Annotated in this window: 17 protein-coding genes and 1 pseudogene; 9 read left to right on the top strand and 9 right to left on the bottom strand. The window is 64.4% G+C overall.

Annotated features, from left to right (window positions below):
* Nucleotides 1–383 precede the first annotated feature (383 nt).
* Complete coding sequence (yghU, locus tag AC1DVW_RS03485; RefSeq protein WP_477321161.1) at nt 384–1250, top strand: glutathione-dependent disulfide-bond oxidoreductase; 867 nt, start codon at nt 384–386, stop codon at nt 1248–1250.
* Between the two features lie 120 nt (nt 1251–1370).
* On the opposite strand, the gene AC1DVW_RS03480 is transcribed toward yghU, so the two are convergent.
* The 4 genes and pseudogenes from AC1DVW_RS03480 to AC1DVW_RS03465 form a co-directional block, all read right to left on the bottom strand.
* Nucleotides 1371–1754 carry a YbhB/YbcL family Raf kinase inhibitor-like protein gene (locus AC1DVW_RS03480; RefSeq protein ID WP_477321597.1) on the bottom strand — a complete coding sequence of 128 codons (384 nt, stop codon included), beginning with the start codon at nt 1752–1754 and terminating at the stop codon, nt 1371–1373.
* Nucleotides 1703–1921, bottom strand: a pseudogene (locus AC1DVW_RS03475) (hypothetical protein); the annotation flags it as partial. The pseudogene AC1DVW_RS03475 and the gene AC1DVW_RS03480, both read right to left, overlap by 52 nt.
* 71 nt (nt 1922–1992) lie before the next feature.
* Nucleotides 1993–2763, bottom strand: coding sequence for a hypothetical protein (locus tag AC1DVW_RS03470; RefSeq protein ID WP_477321159.1), 771 nt, complete (start codon nt 2761–2763; stop codon nt 1993–1995).
* Between the two features lie 300 nt (nt 2764–3063).
* A complete protein-coding gene (locus AC1DVW_RS03465) occupies nt 3064–4263 on the bottom strand; it encodes an aminotransferase-like domain-containing protein (RefSeq protein ID WP_477321596.1) in 1200 nt (399 codons plus the stop codon).
* Between the two features lie 376 nt (nt 4264–4639).
* On the opposite strand from AC1DVW_RS03465, the gene AC1DVW_RS03460 reads away from it, so the two are divergent.
* From AC1DVW_RS03460 to AC1DVW_RS03425, 8 genes are read left to right on the top strand one after another with little or no spacing between them, the layout of a single operon-like run.
* Nucleotides 4640–5626: a 3-oxoacyl-ACP synthase III family protein gene (locus tag AC1DVW_RS03460; protein WP_477321157.1), complete on the top strand. Its 987-nt coding sequence runs from the start codon at nt 4640–4642 to the stop codon at nt 5624–5626.
* Nucleotides 5627–5628: 2 nt separating this feature from the next.
* The gene (locus AC1DVW_RS03455; RefSeq protein WP_477321155.1) at nt 5629–6630 is read left to right on the top strand and encodes an NAD-dependent epimerase/dehydratase family protein; all 1002 of its coding nucleotides are present in this window, start codon (nt 5629–5631) and stop codon (nt 6628–6630) included.
* Nucleotides 6627–7451, top strand: coding sequence for an MBL fold metallo-hydrolase (locus tag AC1DVW_RS03450; RefSeq protein WP_477321153.1), 825 nt, complete (start codon nt 6627–6629; stop codon nt 7449–7451). Before AC1DVW_RS03455 ends, AC1DVW_RS03450 begins: the two co-directional genes overlap by 4 nt.
* Nucleotides 7448–8701 (top strand): F390 synthetase-related protein, encoded by a 1254-nt coding sequence (locus tag AC1DVW_RS03445; RefSeq protein ID WP_477321151.1) that lies wholly within the window; start codon nt 7448–7450, stop codon nt 8699–8701. The genes AC1DVW_RS03450 and AC1DVW_RS03445 overlap by 4 nt, the downstream gene beginning before the upstream one ends.
* On the top strand, nt 8698–9840 hold the full coding sequence (locus AC1DVW_RS03440; protein ID WP_477321149.1) for a GNAT family N-acetyltransferase: 1143 nt from the start codon (nt 8698–8700) through the stop codon (nt 9838–9840). Before AC1DVW_RS03445 ends, AC1DVW_RS03440 begins: the two co-directional genes overlap by 4 nt.
* Nucleotides 9837–10841, top strand: coding sequence for a Rieske 2Fe-2S domain-containing protein (locus AC1DVW_RS03435; protein WP_477321147.1), 1005 nt, complete (start codon nt 9837–9839; stop codon nt 10839–10841). Before AC1DVW_RS03440 ends, AC1DVW_RS03435 begins: the two co-directional genes overlap by 4 nt.
* Before the next feature lie 52 nt (nt 10842–10893).
* A complete protein-coding gene (locus AC1DVW_RS03430; RefSeq protein WP_477321145.1) occupies nt 10894–11181 on the top strand; it encodes a type II toxin-antitoxin system RelE/ParE family toxin in 288 nt (95 codons plus the stop codon).
* 1 nt (nt 11182) lies between these two features.
* Entirely contained in the window at nt 11183–11485 is a 303-nt protein-coding gene (locus AC1DVW_RS03425) for an addiction module antidote protein (RefSeq protein ID WP_477242371.1), read from the top strand.
* 1 nt (nt 11486) lies between these two features.
* On the opposite strand, the gene AC1DVW_RS03420 is transcribed toward AC1DVW_RS03425, so the two are convergent.
* The 5 genes from AC1DVW_RS03420 to AC1DVW_RS03400 all read right to left on the bottom strand — a co-directional run bounded on the left by AC1DVW_RS03420 (nt 11487) and on the right by AC1DVW_RS03400 (nt 17388).
* Nucleotides 11487–12653 carry an ATP-grasp domain-containing protein gene (locus tag AC1DVW_RS03420; protein WP_477321143.1) on the bottom strand — a complete coding sequence of 389 codons (1167 nt, stop codon included), beginning with the start codon at nt 12651–12653 and terminating at the stop codon, nt 11487–11489.
* A 38-nt stretch (nt 12654–12691) separates the two neighbouring features.
* On the bottom strand, nt 12692–13243 hold the full coding sequence (locus AC1DVW_RS03415; protein ID WP_477321141.1) for an isochorismatase family protein: 552 nt from the start codon (nt 13241–13243) through the stop codon (nt 12692–12694).
* Nucleotides 13244–13320: 77 nt separating this feature from the next.
* A complete protein-coding gene (locus AC1DVW_RS03410) occupies nt 13321–13788 on the bottom strand; it encodes a hypothetical protein (RefSeq protein ID WP_477321139.1) in 468 nt (155 codons plus the stop codon).
* Nucleotides 13789–13874: 86 nt separating this feature from the next.
* Nucleotides 13875–15905, bottom strand: a complete 2031-nt coding sequence (locus AC1DVW_RS03405) for an amidase (RefSeq protein ID WP_477321594.1) — start codon at nt 15903–15905, stop codon at nt 13875–13877.
* Between the two features lie 100 nt (nt 15906–16005).
* Nucleotides 16006–17388, bottom strand: coding sequence for an SEL1-like repeat protein (locus tag AC1DVW_RS03400; RefSeq protein WP_477321137.1), 1383 nt, complete (start codon nt 17386–17388; stop codon nt 16006–16008).
* Between the last annotated feature and the right edge of the window lie 71 nt (nt 17389–17459).

Genomic DNA, 17459 nt, shown 5'->3' with positions numbered 1-17459 from the left:
AGGCGATGCAAATGGTCTGGCGATATCTCCTATAGGTATGACATACGGGACGAGGCGCAAGGGGTGCGGTCTTCCCTTCTCCCCTTGTGGGAGAAGGTGGATCGGCGCGCAGTGCCGAGACGGATGAGGGGTGTTGGACGGAATGAGGCGTCGGTGTTTTCTGGAACACCCCTCATCCGTCGCCTTCGGCGACACCTTCTCCCACAGTGGGAGAAGGGAGAGCCCGCACCGACATCGACGATAGTTCAACAAAAGTTGGACTTCCCCCTTTCCAGCCCGCGCACCGGTACCTAGATGTAGGTCTGCCCCCGCCGATCAATCCCGCGCCGCGCATCGTGCAAGGTGCCAAGACCCTCCCCCGCCAAAACACGAGGCCTCCCGACATGACCGATTACACACCGCCGAAAGTATGGACCTGGAACAAGGGCAATGGCGGCGCTTTCGCCAGCATCAACCGGCCGATCGCCGGCCCGACGCATGACAAGGAGCTGCCGGTCGGCAAGCATCCGCTGCAGCTCTACTCGCTGGCGACGCCGAACGGTGTCAAGGTGACGGTCATGCTGGAGGAGCTTCTGGCGCTCGGCCACAAGGGCGCTGAATACGACGCCTGGCTGATCCGCATCAACGATGGCGACCAGTTCGGCTCAGGCTTCGTCGAGATCAATCCCAACTCGAAAATCCCGGCGCTGCTCGACCGCAGCGGCAAGGAACCGGTGCGGGTGTTCGAATCCGGTTCGATCCTTCTCTACCTCGCTGAAAAGTTCGGCGAGTTCCTGCCGACCGAGCAGCCGGCGCGCGCCGAGGCGCTGTCCTGGCTGTTCTGGCAGATGGGCTCGGCGCCGTATCTCGGCGGCGGTTTCGGCCATTTCTACGCCTATGCGCCGACCAAGATCGAATATGCCATCGACCGCTTCGCCATGGAGACCAAGCGGCAAATGGACGTGCTCGACCGCAGGCTGGCTGTGTCAGAATATCTCGGCGGTGCCGACTACACGATCGCCGACATGGCGGTGTGGCCCTGGTATGGCGGGCTGGCGCTGGGCCGCATGTACAATGATTCCGGCGCCTTCCTGTCGGTCGAGGAGTACAAACATGTGCAGCGCTGGGCCAAGGCCATCGACGCCAGGCCGGCGGTGAAGCGCGGCCGCATGGTCAACCGCGCTTTTGGCGAACCGGCGCTGCAATTGCACGAGCGCCACGATGCACGCGATTTCGACACGAACACGCAGGACAAACTCGCGGCGGAGTAGGCCGGGCCGGCGAGCTGCGTGGCGCCGGAGCATTCCGGCGCTTTGACCCTCGCTGGTTGATTCAGGATTTTTGTCTATCCACTTGATTGGGAACGATTTTTTCGAATCGAAAGTTCGCGATCAACGGCTCCAGGTATAGGTCACGCTTGCCTTGCCAAGGGACTCGCCCATCGCGTCGGCCACCAGCATGGTGGGCGATGCGTTGGCCTCGGTGTGGAGCTTTGCCTCCTTCATTGCATAGAGCGTGATGACATAGTGATGAAGACCGCTGCCGGGCGGGGGACAAGGCCCGAGATAGCCGGTGCGGCCAAGGTCGGCCTTGCCCTGAACAGCGCCCTTGGGCAGGCCCTTGCCGCTTTTCGACCCGGCGCCCTCGGGCAATCCGCTGGCGCCCGCCGGAATGTTCCACACCTGCCAGTGCCACCAGCCACACCACCACCCATGGCGTCGGGATCGAACATGGTCAGCATGTAGCTTTTGGTGCCGGCCGGCGGATCCTTCCAGTTCAGGGCAATCGAGACGTTTTGTCCGTCGCAGCCGCCCGCTTTGTCGGCGACATATTTCAAGTCCCATTTTCCGTCAGCAACGGAAGGGCTCGATATCTCAAAGGCTGATGCTGAATTGGCAAAACCAAGAACAACAAGGGCGACCACTGCCACACGCGAAATCATATCATTCCTCCCAGGTTTTCGCGGATTTTAGCGAAAATCCCGCCCGGGCATGCGCAACTTTCCGTGACGCGCTAGGCCTTTTGAACCGCCGACATCCACAACCGGTCGATGTCGGCCAGGTAAGTCTCGTCGATCTCGTCGAGATGGTTCCAGTACATGCCGTCCTCGTAGAAATAGCCGAGGTCCTGCTCGATCCTTTCGGCCTTCTCGGCACTGTCGTGCGCAATGCCGGCAAGGATCTCCGCTTTCATTTCGGCGACCCTCGCTCGAGACAGGCTCTTCAGCTCGTCGAAGGTCAGGCGCGGAAAGATCAGCCGGCTGCGCGGCAATTCGGACAGGTTGATGCACAGGCAGTCCCGCCGCAGCGCCTGGACAAGCAGGCGGGCGGACTTGGCCTCGAGGTTGCGCAGCGTCACGTCATCGCGCAGCGGGTCGGCACGGCCGATGCCGTAGAAATGCGTCTTGTCGGGCTGGTCGTAGATCATGTCGCAGCCAAGGAACGCCAGAACATCGGGCCTCTGGCTGTGGATGGTCCAGTAGGCCGAGGTCAGCGACATGGTGGCGCCGGCATAGACGAAGCCGCCGAAGGCGTTCTGCGCCGGCACATATTGCGAGGCGCTGAAGATCTGCGCCTGCCGCAGCCTGGCGCCCGGGGGCAACCGGTCCGACGGGAAATCGCCGGAATGGACGAGGAAATCCCAGTCCGGGCGGACGCGCCAGGCATTGTTGATGGCGACAATCTTGCTGAAAGCGGCCTTCGGCCACACCTCGCAACGCACCACATCGGGCGCGCTGCCCATGAGCAGGATCACGCGCGGTGCCGCGGAATCGTCGCTGGCCATGGCACTCCTCATTCGGCCATGGGAGCCCTGCCCGGCCGGCGCGCCAACCTGCCACCTCCGGTGGAATGGCTCAAGTGCGAATGCGGGGATGGGGCGATCTCCCCCCTCGTGCGGGAGATGTCCGGCAGGACAGAGGGGGGCGCGAAGGATCGCGAACTCTCGGTCCAACGCATGCGAACCGCAACCTGCATGAGCTATCGCTATGGTGGTTGAAAGGTTAGCGGGACAGCGCCCCCCTCTGCCCTGCCGGGCATCTCCCCCACATGGGGGGAGATCGGCAGTTTCAGCGCCGGCGCAACCCTACCCCTTCAACAGCGCCGCCAGCCTCGGTATCCCCTCGCTCACCGCGCGCTGGTCAGCCAGCGTAAAACTCAGCCGCAACGTGTTGCGGCCCGCCCCGTCGGCGTAAAAGGCGCTGCCGGGCACGAAGGCGACGCGCGCCTCCTTGACCGCCCGCGCCAGCAGCGCGGTGGCGTCGGCGCCTTCGGGCAGCGTCACCCAGACGAACATGCCGCCATCGGGCCGCGTCCAGGTCACGCCTTGCGGCATGTTGGCCGCCAGCGCCGCAAGCAGGCCATCGCGGCGCTCCCGGTAAGCGTCGATGAGCTTTTCGACCTGGGCATCGAATACGGACTCGGCGACGCGGTGCATCACCACCTGGTTGATCGACGGGCTGTGCAGGTCCGACGCCTGTTTCATCAGCACCAGCTTCTCGATGACGCGGCGCGGCGCGCAGACCCAGCCCACCCGCATGCCCGGCGACAGGATTTTTGAGAACGAACCGCAATAAAGCGTGCGGGCATTGTCGATGCCACCGGAGCGGGCGCAGTCGAGCGCCAGGATCGGCGCCACGCCCTGTCCGTCATAGCGCAGCGCGCGATAGGCGGCGTCCTCTATGACGGCAATATCGAGCTCGGAGGCGAGATCGAGCACCGCCTCTCGCTGCTTGAGGCCTAGCGTCTCGCCGGTGGGGTTGGCGAAATCCGGCACCAGATAGGCGAATTTGACCTTGCCACCGTTGGCGGCGGCCGCGGCGCGGTAGGCGTCGGGCGTCATGTTGCCGCCATCGGGCGTCAGCCGGTCATAGCGCGGCTCATAGGCGTTGAAGGCCTGCAGCGCGCCGAGATAGGTCGGCCAGGTGACCAGCGCCGTATCGCCCGGGGAGAGAAACAGCTTGCCGAGATAATCCAGCGCCTGCTGCGAGCCTGAAGTGATCAGGATGTTGTTCTCGTCGCAGGCGACGCCTAGCTTGCCCATCTGTCCGGCCAGCCAGCGCCGCAGCGGCAGAAAACCTTCGCTGACCTGATACTGCAGCGCCGCGCCCGCATCCGCGCTGCCGAGCACCGCCGCATAGGCATCGGCGATCGCCTGCGACGGAAACAGCGCCGGGTCGGGGATGCCGCCGGCAAAGGAGATGATGTCGGGCTGGTCGAGCAGCTTCAGCAGCTCGCGGATTTCCGACGCCTTCATGCGCGAAGAGCGCGACGCCAACAGGTTCATCAATGTCAAAACGCACCTCCCACCCGGCTGCAGGTCGATTATAGGTCAATCTCGCTGACCTATATCAGAGCCGCTTGCCCGATTGAATAGCCAGAAGGCTGACATGCCTAGCCCAATCGGAACACCCTTCGCCATCAGCCAGTTTGGCATTCGAAAAAGAGAATGGGGCTCAACATGGCAAAAGGCTGACCGTCTGTTGGCGCGCCGCGTCGCAAAATTGCTTGATTTTGAAAGCTTCTTCCACCGCAGCTGGTGGGCTTCCAGCGAATGCGGTCGCCAGGCCGGCACACAGCGATCGGTGGACTGTCACTGCCGCGCTGTTACCATCGGGCGCGATCCGGGTTAGAAAAAGCGCTACTCACTCGGCGGGATGAGAATGCGGATCAAGATCATCGGAACCGGGCGGGCCGTGCCGGCTGCGTGCGTGACGTCGCGCAGCCTCGATGCGCGGCTGGGGCTTGGCGATGGCCAGCTCGAAGCCGCCACCGGTGTCATCGAACGCTATGTCTGCGAGGCTGAATCGCAGGTCGACCTGGCCTGCGTGGCGGCGCGACTCGCCCTGGCGGATGCCGGGCTGGTGGCCGGAGATATCGATCTCGTTGTTGGCGGTTGCGGCGTGCCCTACCAGCCGCTGCCATCGACCGCGCCGCTTGTCATGCAGCGCCTCGGCATGGCCGACGGTTCGGCGGCGGCCTTCGACGTCAATAGCACCTGCCTTGGCTTCCTCACCGCCTTCGAGACCGCCGCCCACATGATCGAGGCCGGGCAATGCCAGCGGGCGCTTGTTTTCTCCGCCGAGATCGCCTCGCGCGCACTGCCCTGGAACCAGCCGGAAATCGCCGCTCTGTTCGGCGACGGCGCGGCGGCGGCCGTGCTGTGCAGGGCGGCATCTGGCGAGGGCGCGGTTAGGGCCAATCTGATGCGCACCTACCCTTCGGCCTATGAAGCCTGCAGCATCGGTTCCGGCGGCACCCGCTTCGATTTCCATCGCCAGCCGCAGGAATTCGCCAGCCATGCGCTGTTCCACATGGACGGCAAGGAATTGTTTCGCATCACGTCGCGCCATTTCAACGGTTTTGTCGCCGAGCTCTTGCAGCGGGCCGGCTGGACTCATGACGATGTCGACGTCGTCGTGCCGCACCAGGCCAGCCCGTTTGCGCTCGCCCACATGGCGCGCCAGACCGGCTTCGCCAGGGAAAAACTCGTCGACATTGCGGCGCGCTTCGGCAACCAGATCGCCGCATCGATTCCCTTCGCGCTCGACATTGCGCGCCGCGAGGGGCGGATTGCTGCGGGCGCCAAAGTGCTGTTCCTCGGAACTTCGGCCGGCGTGTCGTTCGGCGGCATGGCGCTGGAAGCGTGAGCATGGGGCGTGTGCTTGTCACCGGCGCCAGCGGTTTTCTCGGTTCGCAGCTCATGGCGCGGCTGGCGGCATCGGGCATGCCGGCGCTTGGTCTTGGCAGGGATGCGCGGCGCGGCGCAGCACTCGAAGCGGCCGGACATGTGGTCCTCCGCCACGACCTGTCGCAACCGTTCGACGCTTCAACCCAAGCGCGGCTTGATGACGTCGAGGCGATCGTCCATTGCGCCGCCCTTTCCGCGCCTTTCGGCAGGCTAGCGGATTTCGAAACGGCCAATGTCACGGCAACCCGCAACCTCGTCGATTTCGCGCGGCGGCAAAATGTGCGCCGCTTCGTCCACATCTCCAGTCCCTCGGTCTGTTTCGCTTTTCGCGACCAGCTCGATGTGCGCGAAGACAGCGCCCTGCCCGCTCCGGTCAACCATTATGCGCGCACCAAGCGGCGGGGTGAGGAGATCGTGCTTTCAGCCCGCGAAATCAAGCCGGTAATCCTGCGGCCGCGCGGTATCTACGGCGCTGGCGACCGCGCACTGCTGCCGCGCCTGCTTGGCGCCGCGCGGCGGCGCCCGCTGCCGCTGTTTCGCGACGGCAGAGCGCGCATCGACCTGACCCATGTCGACGATGTCGTCGATGCGATCCTGGCCGCCCTTGCTGCCGACCAAGATGCCGAGGGCCAGATCTTCAATGTCTCCGGCGGCGAGGTGCTGCCGGTGCGCCGCATCGCCGACGAGGCCTGCGCGCGCGCCGGCCTTTCCGCACGATGGCGCAAAATGCCGCTGTGGCCGGCGATGCTGGCGGCCGGCGCAATTGAGGCGGTGGCGCTACGCCTGCCCGGCCAGCCGGAACCGGCGGTGACTCGCTATGGCCTTGGCCTGTTTGCCTATGCCCAGAGCCTCGACATTTCAAAGGCAAGGCGCATGTTGGGCTGGGCGCCGAAAGTGTCCTTCGAGGACGGGCTCGACCGCACATTCGCAGCAGAAGCACCCTCTTGGGGAGCAGCATCTTGAAAATCGTCTTCGCCAACAGTGCCTGGGTTGGTGCCGCCGAGCGGCTGATCCTGCGCGGCGGGAGCTGGAAGACCGTCCGGCTGCGTGTCCGCTATGGGCTGATCCTGCATCCGCAGGCCGGGCCTGTGCTGATCGACACCGGCTATACGCCGCACGTAACAATGGGACCTGAGCGTAGTGCGCCGCTGCGTCTGTACGGCGCGGTGCTGAGGCCCAAGCTCAATGCGGCCGAACAGCCGCTGCCGGTGCTGGCACGCTTCGGCCTGACGCCGCGCGATATCCGCGCGGTCATCGTCACGCACTTCCATGCCGATCACATGTCCGGGCTGTCGCTGTTCCCCGAGGCGCGCTTCATCGCCAGCGATGCGGCGTGGTCGCGGGCCAAGGCGAGAACGGGCTGGCAGAATCTGCGCCATGGCGTTTTTTCCGAGCTGTTTCCGGCTGATTTCGAGAGCCGCCTCGACGGGCTGTCGTCCAGGAAGCAGATCGCGCCGCATCATGGCGTGCCCGGCGGCGCCGACCTGTTCGGCGACGGCAGCGTGATCGCTGTCGACTTGCCCGGCCATGCTGATGGTCAGTTCGGCCTGCTGTTCCCAAATTTGGAACGCCCGCTGCTCTATGGCGTCGATGCGCAATGGCTGCTTGCCGCCCTTGTCGAAAATCGCACGCCGGGTTTGCCGGCGACGCTGCTGGCCGAGGATGCCGCAGCCCTTGAACCAAGCAGCGAGACGCTACGGCGGTTTCTGGCAACCGGCGGCGAGGTCATGTTCTGCCACGATCCAGAGCCGACGTCCTACGATCTCGACAGCGAGGGCGGATGAGCGGGCTCGGCGAAGCGCTCAAATCGTTTGCCGTCACCCGCTGGGTGTCGCGCAAGAGCCGCAGGGATTTCGAGCGCTGGCAGGCGCGCGCCTTGCGCCGCTGGCTCGACCGCGACCTGCCGCTGGCGCCCTTCTACGACAAGGCGCCGCGCCATCTCGGCGACCTGCCGGTGACCGACAAGGCGCTGCTGATGGCGAACTTCGAGCGCTTCAACATCGGCGGCGTGTCGGCTCGCGATGGCTGGGCCGCCGCTTCCGCCGACGGCCGCCTCGGTGACCTGACGATCGGCGCCAGCACCGGCACATCAGGCAATCGCGGTCTGTTCATCATCTCCGAGGCCGAAAAATATCGCTGGCTGGGTGCGATCCTGGCCAAGACCGTGCCCCATCTTCTCTGGCGCCGGCAGCGGGTCGCCGTCATCCTGCCGCAGAACACCGGGCTCTATGACAGCGCCCGTAAATCCCGGCGCATCGATCTGCGTTTTTTCGACCTGACGCTCGGTCCGGAAAACTGGCGCGCCGCGTTAGAGGATTTCGCACCGACGGTGATCATCGCGCCGCCAAAGATGCTGCGCCATTTCGCGGCTGCCGACTTCAAGCTGGCGCCGCTGCGCGTCTTCTCAGCCGCCGAAACGCTGGATCCGGTCGACCGGCCGGCGATCGAAACATTCTTCGGCCGGCCGCTCGACCAGATCTACATGGCAACAGAAGGGCTGTTCGCCGTAACGTGCCGGCAAGGCGGGCTGCATCTGGCCGAGGATTCGGTGTTCTTCGAGTTCGAGCCGGTCGGCGACGAGCTGGTGACGCCGCTGGTCACCGCCTTTCGCCGCCAGACCCAGATCATGGCGCGCTACCGGATGAACGATCTGCTGCGCCTATCCAAGGCGCCATGCCGCTGCGGTTCGCCGCTGCGCACGGTGGACGAGATCGTCGGCCGCATGGACGATGTCTTTCGGCTCGCGTCAGAACATGGGCCGATCCTGATCACCCCCGACATATTGCGCAATGCGGTGCTGAAGGCGGATCGCCGCATCGACGATTTCCGGCTGATCCAGACCGCGCCCGACGCCGTCGAATTGCAACTGGCGCCAAACCTTGCCGGTGACGCTGCTGCGGCAGCGCTGGAGGCGGTGCGCGCACTGCTGGCCTTGCGCCAGGCGACGGCATCCGTCGACCTCGTGCGCGCGCCGCTGCCGCTGGAAACCAGCCGCAAACTGCGCCGCGTCGAATGCCGACTGGGGGCAGCATGAGCCCGATGCCTGTCGCGACCAGGCAGGCCCAGGCAGACCGGGTTGAAAACAATCCCACCCGGGTCGAGGCCTTCGTGCGGCTCTTCAACGAGATTCCCGTCCGCGACCTCATCCGCAATTTGACGGTGACCGTCGAGCCGTTCGAGATTGCCGGGCGGTCCTTTCCGCTGACGCTCAACGATGCCAGCGAGGCGCCGAACTGCTACATCTGCCGCCCATCCAGCGCCTATATCGACTATGCCATCGACGAGACCCGCAATTTCGTCTCGGCCCCATGGTTGCAGTGGGCAGTGCGGGCGCTGATCGGCCTGTGCGCGCCGCTGGTCAAGGCAAGCGGCCTCGACCATCAGGTGCAGGTCAACAACTGGCTCTATTCGACCAATCCGGTGCCGCTGCTCGATCGCAAGGCGATCGCGGCAATGCGTTCCAGCCTGACGGCGCGCTTTCCGGATCGGGCCATCGTTATCCGCTCGCTGAACGAGATCGCCGACCCCGCCACCATCGCGGCGCTGAAGGCCGAAGGTTTTCGCATGCTGGCGGCGCGGCAGATCTACATCTTCGCCGATCGCAGTTCGGCACCCGCCATGACCAACGACATGAAGCGCGACCGCAAGCGGCTGCGCACGACGCCCTTCGAGCGGGTCGGCGATGCCGATTTCACCGCGGCCGATTATTCGCGCGCGGAAGCGCTCTACACCATGCTCTATCTCGACAAATACACGCCGCTCAATCCGCATTACACCGCGCGCTACATCGCGGAGATGCACCGTCGCGGCATCATCAGGCTTGCCGGCCTGCGACGGCCCGGCGGCGAACTCGTCGCCGTCACCGCTCTGTCCGAGAACGGCGCGACATTGACGCAACCGATCGTCGGCTACGACACTGGCCTGCCGATCGGCGACGGGCTCTATCGCATGATGATGGCGATGGCGCAGGACCATGCCACGGCGCACGGCCTGTTCTTCAACATGAGCGCCGGGGCCGCCGCCTTCAAACGCTTGCGCGGCGCCGTGGCGACGGTGGAATACAACGCCGTCTATGCAGGCCATCTGCCACGCCGCCGGCGCGTGGCCGTGCGGATCATGGAAACCGTGCTGGCGCGGGTCGGCATTCAGCTGCTTCGGAGATTTGAACTGTGAACGACCCCAAGCATCCAAAGCAGAAAGACTATTGGCAGGCGGTGGCGCTGTCGGCCGATATCAAAAGCAAGCCGAAGCGCATCCTGTTCGACGGCGCGCCGCTGGTGCTGTTCCGCTCGGCACAAGGCATTGCCGCCCTGTTCGATCGCTGTGCGCACCGGCTGGTCGAATTGTCGACCGGTAAGGTTGTCGGCGGTGAGATCGAATGCCCCTATCACGGCTGGCGCTACGATGGCGAAGGACGCTGCACCGCCATTCCCGGCCATGTCGGTGACATCCCGCACTACCGGGTCCGCCGCTTCACCGCGACCGAGCGCGACGGTGTCGTCTTCGTCTCCTCGGGCACACCCGAGGGCGAACCCTATCTCCACTGCATGCAAGGCAAGGACGTCGTCGCCAAGCGCGTGCGCAGCTCGGCGCAATCGACGGTGCTCGACGCGGCCGAGAACATTCTGGATGCCACCCACACCCACTTCACCCACAAGGGCGTGCTGCGCGGCCTGACTGCCAAGCGCCATCTCGTGCGCGTCGAGGTGACCGGCGGCGAAGGCTGGGTCGAGAGTTGCTACACCGGCGAGGACCGTCAGCAGGGACTGGTCAGCCGGCTGCTGGAAGGCGAGCGGGCCAGGACCATCGGCCGCTACCGCCATCCTGGGATCGTCGAGCTGGAATACTGGGGCAAGCGCGGTCTGGCGCTGGCGACGACCTTCCATTTGCGCCAGGCCGATGAGCGCACCGTCGAGGGCATCGGCTGGCTGATCGGCCCGCGCCAGGGCCTGCTCGGCGAACTCAAAGCGCTTGCCTTCCGCCCGCTCTTCGCCTTTGCCCTGCAGCAGGATCGCCGCGTGCTGAAATCGGCAAGCGACAATGCCCGCATCCCGCCGGCAGTGCTGCCGGCGATCGGACCGCTGGATTTCCTGCGCCGCGATATCGCCGCCATCATCGACGGCAAGATGCCACCGGCAGCCGCAGGGCCGCGGGTGCATCAGATCGAACTGTAATCTAAAGTTCACAGCACTTGATTCTGACCGTTTCGTGAATTATAGTTCACGGATGATGGAAGTCCGGCTGACCGATGAATTCCGGAAATGGCTCAGAGGCCTCGCTGACATTCGCGCCGCAAAGAAGATCGCTCAACGGATTGCCCGCGTTCAGGCGGGATTGCTGGGAGACGCCAAGTTCTTCGACGGCATAGGAGAGCTTCGCGTAGACTACGGGCCGGGATACCGCGTGTACTTCGTCCGGCGCGGCAAGACGGTCATCATCCTGCTCTGCGGAGGCGACAAAGGCTCGCAGGATAGGGACATCGGAAAAGCCAGGCAAATGGCAAAGGAAGTTTGATATGACCCTCAAAACCACACTGTTCGATGCCGCCGAATATCTTGATGACGCCGAGTCTCAAGCCGAACTGCTCGCTGACGCGTTCGAAACCGGAGATGCAACTTATATCGCGCACGCCCTTGGCATCGTCGCGCGCGCTCGCGGCATGACAAGCGTCGCAAAGGACGCCGGTGTGACCCGGGAGGCGCTTTACAAGGCACTGAGCGAAAAGGGCGATCCGCGACTCAGCACGCTGCTGGGAGTGACGAAGGCGCTGGGCCTGCAGCTTTACGCGAAGCCGGTTGATCCCGTCGCGGCACCTTGAATCAAGCTTGCTGGTGCTGAAGCGGCCCGTTCCACTCGATATCCCGCGTCGACGCGGCCTGCAGGCTTATTTGCTCACGCCGCGCCGTGCCGGCGATCTCGGCCAGCGCACGCCACTGCGCCCGCTTCGGCGCGGGATCGCCGGGCCAGTCGAGCAGCTCGTCGGCAGCGCGCATCGCCTGACCGAACCGTGCGATCTGCCCGGATCGCAAGGCTGCCGGCAATCCAAACACCCACATGGCCAGCCGCACCGTCTGCGGTACGGTGACATCAGGCTTCACCTCGTCGCCGCCTTCGAACACGGCATCCGTGAAGCGCTGCGGATCGCGAAAGAAATGCAGGCCGCTGACGGCGCGCGGATTGCACTCCAGCGGCAACACCTGGCCGTCCTGTTCGCGCATCAGGTCGAAGGAGATCTGGCCGGTCCAGCCGGTACCGGCGACGAAGGTTTCGACGAAGCGCCGCGCGGCGGCATCCTCGACGCGCTCGAAGCAGATGCCGGCGCCCTTGCCGGCGCGATAGAGCGAACGATAGAGCGCCAGCGCCTTGAGCTCGCCGTTGCGGGCCACCGCATAGGCGCTGATCTCCTCGCCGGCGACGAAGCGCTGCGCCACCCACGGCATTTCAGGCGAAGGGCTGATCGTGTCGAGTTCTTCAGGTGACGGACGCAGTAGGACATGACTGGCAAAACGCGACCAGACCGGCTTGAACACCAGCTCGCGCGACCGGCCGCGCACGGCCTGCAGATCCGCGTCCGACTGCAGCAGCGTGGTTTCCGGCACGGCGATACCGAGGCTCTCAGCCAGCCGGATGAAAGCGTGCTTGTCGTGGACCCGGGCGAGCAGGTCCATGTCAGGCGCAAACAGGCGGGCCGGCATGGCGCGGTCACGCCAGAGTTGGCCGAGATAGAAAACCTCCTCGCAAGTCGGGATGACGAGATCGACGCCGTCGGCGCGAACAAGCGCTTCCACTGCCTCGGCATAGGCATCGGGAGCAAAACGCGGCGGCGGCAAACGGCGATAGAGCGCGCATGCCGTGCTCGCCGCTGCGATCGGCCGAGCCGGACTGTCGGCCAGGATCACCCGCCGCCCGGCACCGTGAAGCAACCGCGCCAGGTGCAGCGCCACCGGCGCCCGGGCTCCGGTGATCAGCACGGTGTTATTTTGCATGAGGCACCGACATCACGGCGGGCACCCCAGAGCGAGGATTAAACGCCGGTCAAGGAATTTGTCGTCACCAGCGTCACGCCGGCCTTGGCGAATTCGGCATTGTGGCGGGCGATGATCTGCGCGGCCGTTTCGCTAGGGCTGTCCAGCGTGCTGTGGGCGTCGGACACGACGGTCACGCCAAGCCCGTGGGCAAAGGCGCCCTTGACCGTGGCCGCGACGCAAAAGTCGCTCTGCGCGCCGACGAGCACGACCTCACCGGCGCTCTGCCCCGCCACCCATTCGCCAAGTGCGGCATTGCTGAAGGCGTTGCCCACGCTCTTGGAAAAGGTCGGCTCGTCTTCGGCCTGGCCAAGTTCCGGCCAAACCGGCCAGCCCGGCGCGCCGGGCGCCAGCGGATCGCCGGCCGGCCCGTCATGCCTGACGAAAGCGACCTTGCGCCCGCCGCGCCGCGCCCATTCCATCACCGCCCGCACGCGGCTGGCGATGCCCGCAGCATCATGGATCGGCGGCTCGGCGACTCCGTCGAACATGCCGGTCTGGAGGTCGATGACGATGAGCGGGGCGGTGGCCGCAGGCCTGGATTCTGACATAGGCGCGAACATAGCGTGAGTGGCAGGAGGGTCAAGGATGCGCGGCGGGCATGCTGGCACTTCCGGCCGTGAGGCGCTCAGAAGATGTGCAGAAGACGGAAACTGAAGTAGTACCCCGTGCCGAGAATGATGACAGCAAGGATGGACAACGAGACCACGAAAGCAAAAAATGAAACGGTTGCCATTGGCGACCTGCTCTGCCGCTCTTCGTCTTTTCGATCGATTGCGCGGCCGACGACCTTCATGATTTCAATGAAGGGAATTGCTGCAAGACCAACTGGAATAAATCCCAACAACATATTCAGCGTTGGCGGATGATTGTATAAGCCAATGAGTGTTTCAGAGAAACGGTATATAAGAATCGGTGTGTATCCAACGACCGCGAAGCCGCCTCCGACAACAAAGTAGATAAACAATATCCAAGGCCAATCCTTGGAAAGCCACTGTTTTCCGGCGCCTTTCTTAGCACGATAGTCGAGCGTCACGAAATAGACGCTGCCAGCAGCCCAGCAAAGGCCAACCCAGTAGTTCGTCCATACATTCATCCACATACCGTATCGCGCGGGCAGTTATCCGGCGATTAAGTTTCTCCACGATGATAGCGGGTTAGCAGCTATCCTCCTGCCGCGCCTCACCCGATGCCGCCGGTGATCGCATAGGCACCGGCGGTGCCGCCATTCGGCAGCCGCACGATGGCGGTGACGATCGAGCCGTAGGCGCCGCGCCAGACGCTGTGGATCCCTCGATGCTCGACGGCCGGAATGAGGGCACGTCCGGTGAAGCAGGCGCCAGTCCGCTGCATGGCGACAGGCTCGCCGTTGACATGGACTTTCACGCTGGCAGCCGCCAGGCCGGGGGTTTTGGCGTCGCCTTGCACGTCGAGCGTGACAACGATCTCGTCAACTCCATCTGAATGGCGCGCCTCGGCGGCAAGCATGAGAGAGAGCGGTGGCGCCTCTCCGGACTGGCTGGAGCTCGGCCGGCCAAGAAAAACATCATCCGGCAATTCCAGCGTGCGCGGCGGGCTCGTGCGGCGGCGGGTGGCACGCTCGAAATCGCCGGCCAGGCGCAGCAGCCTCACATCGTCATAGGCCTTGCCGGCGAAGGTCAGGCCGACCGGCATGCCGATGTCGGCCATCGTGCCCATCGGCACGGTGACCGTGGGAATGCCGAGATGGCGCCACACCAGATTGCCGTTGGCGACCCAGGTGCCGTTGCGCCAGGCAAGGGCGGCGGCGGCCTCGTCGACATCGGCATCGGCCGGACCGACATCGGCCACGGCGGGCAGCACCACGGCATCCAGCCCTTGCGCATCCAGCCAGTCCTCGAAGTCGGCCCGCCGCGTCGCTTCCAACCCTTTCAGGCCCGCTTCCATTGTGGGGATATCCACGAAGGGCGTGACGGCGAGCTTCGCCCGTTCGACATAGTCCGCCAGGTCGAAACCATCGTCGCCATAGCGGTCCGGCAATGTTCCTGGCGGCTGCGGGAAAATCTTCGGACCATCGACCGATGCCAGATCGGGAATTTTCGGATCGGCATTGGCGCGCAGGAAATCGTCCCATCCCCAGACGCAAAGGTCCCAGATCTCGCGCTCGGCAAACTCCTGGGGAACAAGCCCGCGCTCGACCATGGTCTTTGTGCCCGGCCGGTCGCGCTCGTAATTGGAGACGACGGGAAAATCGACCTCGACCACGGTGGCGCCCAGCCGCTCGAGATCCCGCGCCGCCTGCTGCCAGAGGGCCAGCACCGAGGCGCGAGCCTCGATGGGCGTGGTCACCTCTGTATCCTTACCGATATACATGCGGGGCACGCCGAGCCGGACGCCGTTGAGCGCGCCCTCCAGCTTCAGATCGGCGTAGCGTGGCGGCCGGACAGTCGAGCTCTTTGGCAGCGTCACCCATGGCTGTACGCGCCAGAAATCGCCTCTCGTCTCGGCATCGTCGGCGACGATCACGTCGAGCAGTTCCAGCATGTCCGGCACGCTGCGCGTATGCGGCACGACGACGTCCATCGTCGGCACCAGGGGCCAGTTGCCGCGCACGGAAATGACGCCGCGCGACGGCGTGTAGGCGACCAGCGCGTTGTTCGAAGCCGGCGCCCGGCCCGACGACCATGTCTCCTCGCCCAACCCGAAGGCGGCGAAGCTTGCCGCCGTTGCCGTGCCCGAACCATTGGACGAACCCGAGGCAAACGCAGCGGTCAGATACTTGGCATTGTAGGGGCTTTCGGCGCGGCCATAGACGCCGCGCTGCATGCCGCCATTGGCCATCGGCGGCATGTTGGTGAGCCCGATCAGCACCGCGCCGCCGGCGCGTAGTCGCCCGATGGTGAAGGCGTCCTCATTGGCGACGAGATGTTCGAAGGCCGGCGACCCTGCGGCCACCGTCAGGCCTGCCACCTTGTAGCTGTCCTTGGCGGTGTAGGGGACGCCGTCGAGCGGGCCGAGCGTCGTGCCGTTCCTGCGGCGCTGGTCGGAGGCGGCGGCCTCCTCAAACATTTTGGGGTTGAGTACGGGCACAGCATTGAGGGCGATGCCATGGCGGTCGTAGTGCGCGATGCGCCGCAGATATGCGCCGACCAACTCGACGCTGGTGACGGTACCGTCGTCCAGGGCCTGGCGCAGATCGGCGATCGAGGCTTCGACGAGATGGAGGTCGGGCATGGGACGGCTCACTTGGCGTTCCGTCACCTCTGCCCTGCCGGGCATCTCTCACGCAAGAGGAAGCTTCGCCGATTTCGCCAGCGTTGCCTGAGCACTCAGCTCACAGCGTCTTGCTATCGAACTGGCCTTTTTCCTTCATCAGTTCGAGAAAGGTCCTGGCCTCGGCGTTTCCGTGTCCCGCCGCCGTGGAAAACCACTTGATGGCTTCCGGATAATTCGGCTCGCCTCTGATCCCGGTGTAGTAGAGCTTGCCAAGGTTGAGTTCTGCTTCGACATTTCCCGCCTTGGCTGCCTCCAGCAACCAGAATTCGGCGGATTTGTTATCCTTGGCTATCCCTCTGCCCTGCGCATAGGCAGCAGCCAAATACAGCTCGGCCGAAACATTCCCCTGCTTTGCAGCCTTGAGCCACCACGAAACGGCATTCGCGTCACTCTGGGTCAGGCCAGCGCCTGTCCAGTATGAGACGCCCAGGTTCCCCTGGGCATTGGCATCTCCCTGGCTCGCCGCTTTTAGCAACCAGGACGCCGACTCGGCATCACTCTGGGCGACGCCTCTGCCCGTTGCGTATGCGTAGGCCAGCGCAGATTGCGCCGGGACACTGCCCTGTTCCGCCGCCTTGACCAACCAGGCGACCGACTGGGTGGCGTCCTTGCCGATGCCCTTTCCCAACTCATACGCGTTTGCCACGGCGTATTGCGCATCGGGCAGGCCGGCGGTTGCTGCCTTCATCCACCATTCGAAGGCCAGACGGTCATCCTGACCGACACCGTGGCCAAGCGAATACAGAGTGCCCAGCAGAGTCTGGGCATTCGGCTCACCCTTGTCGACCGCCTTTCGCACCCACATCACGGCGAGTTGATCGTCCTTCTTGACGCCTTGGCCGAGATAGTAGGCACGACCGACGACGAAAGCCGCCTCCGCGTTTCCCTGGTCAGCCGCCTTACGCCACCAGTAGAGAGCTTGCTCGTAGCTTTGTGTAACGCCTTGGCCCTGCGCATACAGGGCGCCGACGGCGTACTGACCATTGGCGTTGCTCTTGTCGGCTGACTGCCTGGCAAACTTCAACGCCAGTTGATCGTTTCTTTCGACCCCTTTGCCGCGAGAATAGGCTTGGCTGAGCCAAGCTGCCGCATCGCCATTTCCTTGCTCGACCGCCTTGCCCCACCAGTAGATCGCCAGCTTGTCATTCTGAGCGATTCCAGCGCCATTCCAGTACATCGCTCCTAGACCGCACTGTGCGTCAGCATTTCCCATCTCGGCAAGCAGAGAGGTCTGATGGAATTGCTCCCGATAATCCTTGGCCAGGAAAGCCGCCTGAAACTTCCTTATGGCTGACCACTGCAGATAGTAATTTCGGACAGGCCCAAGCAGCACGAAGCCCGCCAGCAACACCAGGACGACGGTGAGGACCTTTCGACGACGCGGCGCGGGCGGACTGAAAACAGCTGTATCGGCTTCAAGTGGCCAGTCATTGTTGCTCAAGTTGGCGATCCATTTGCAGCCACCAGTAATCCTTAGCGCAAGCCGCATTGCTCTGAAATATCCGCTGCATT

The sequence above is a fragment of the Mesorhizobium sp. P3_B5 genome, assembly GCF_056402815.1.
This window is presented reverse-complemented; position numbering and strand designations above follow the sequence as displayed.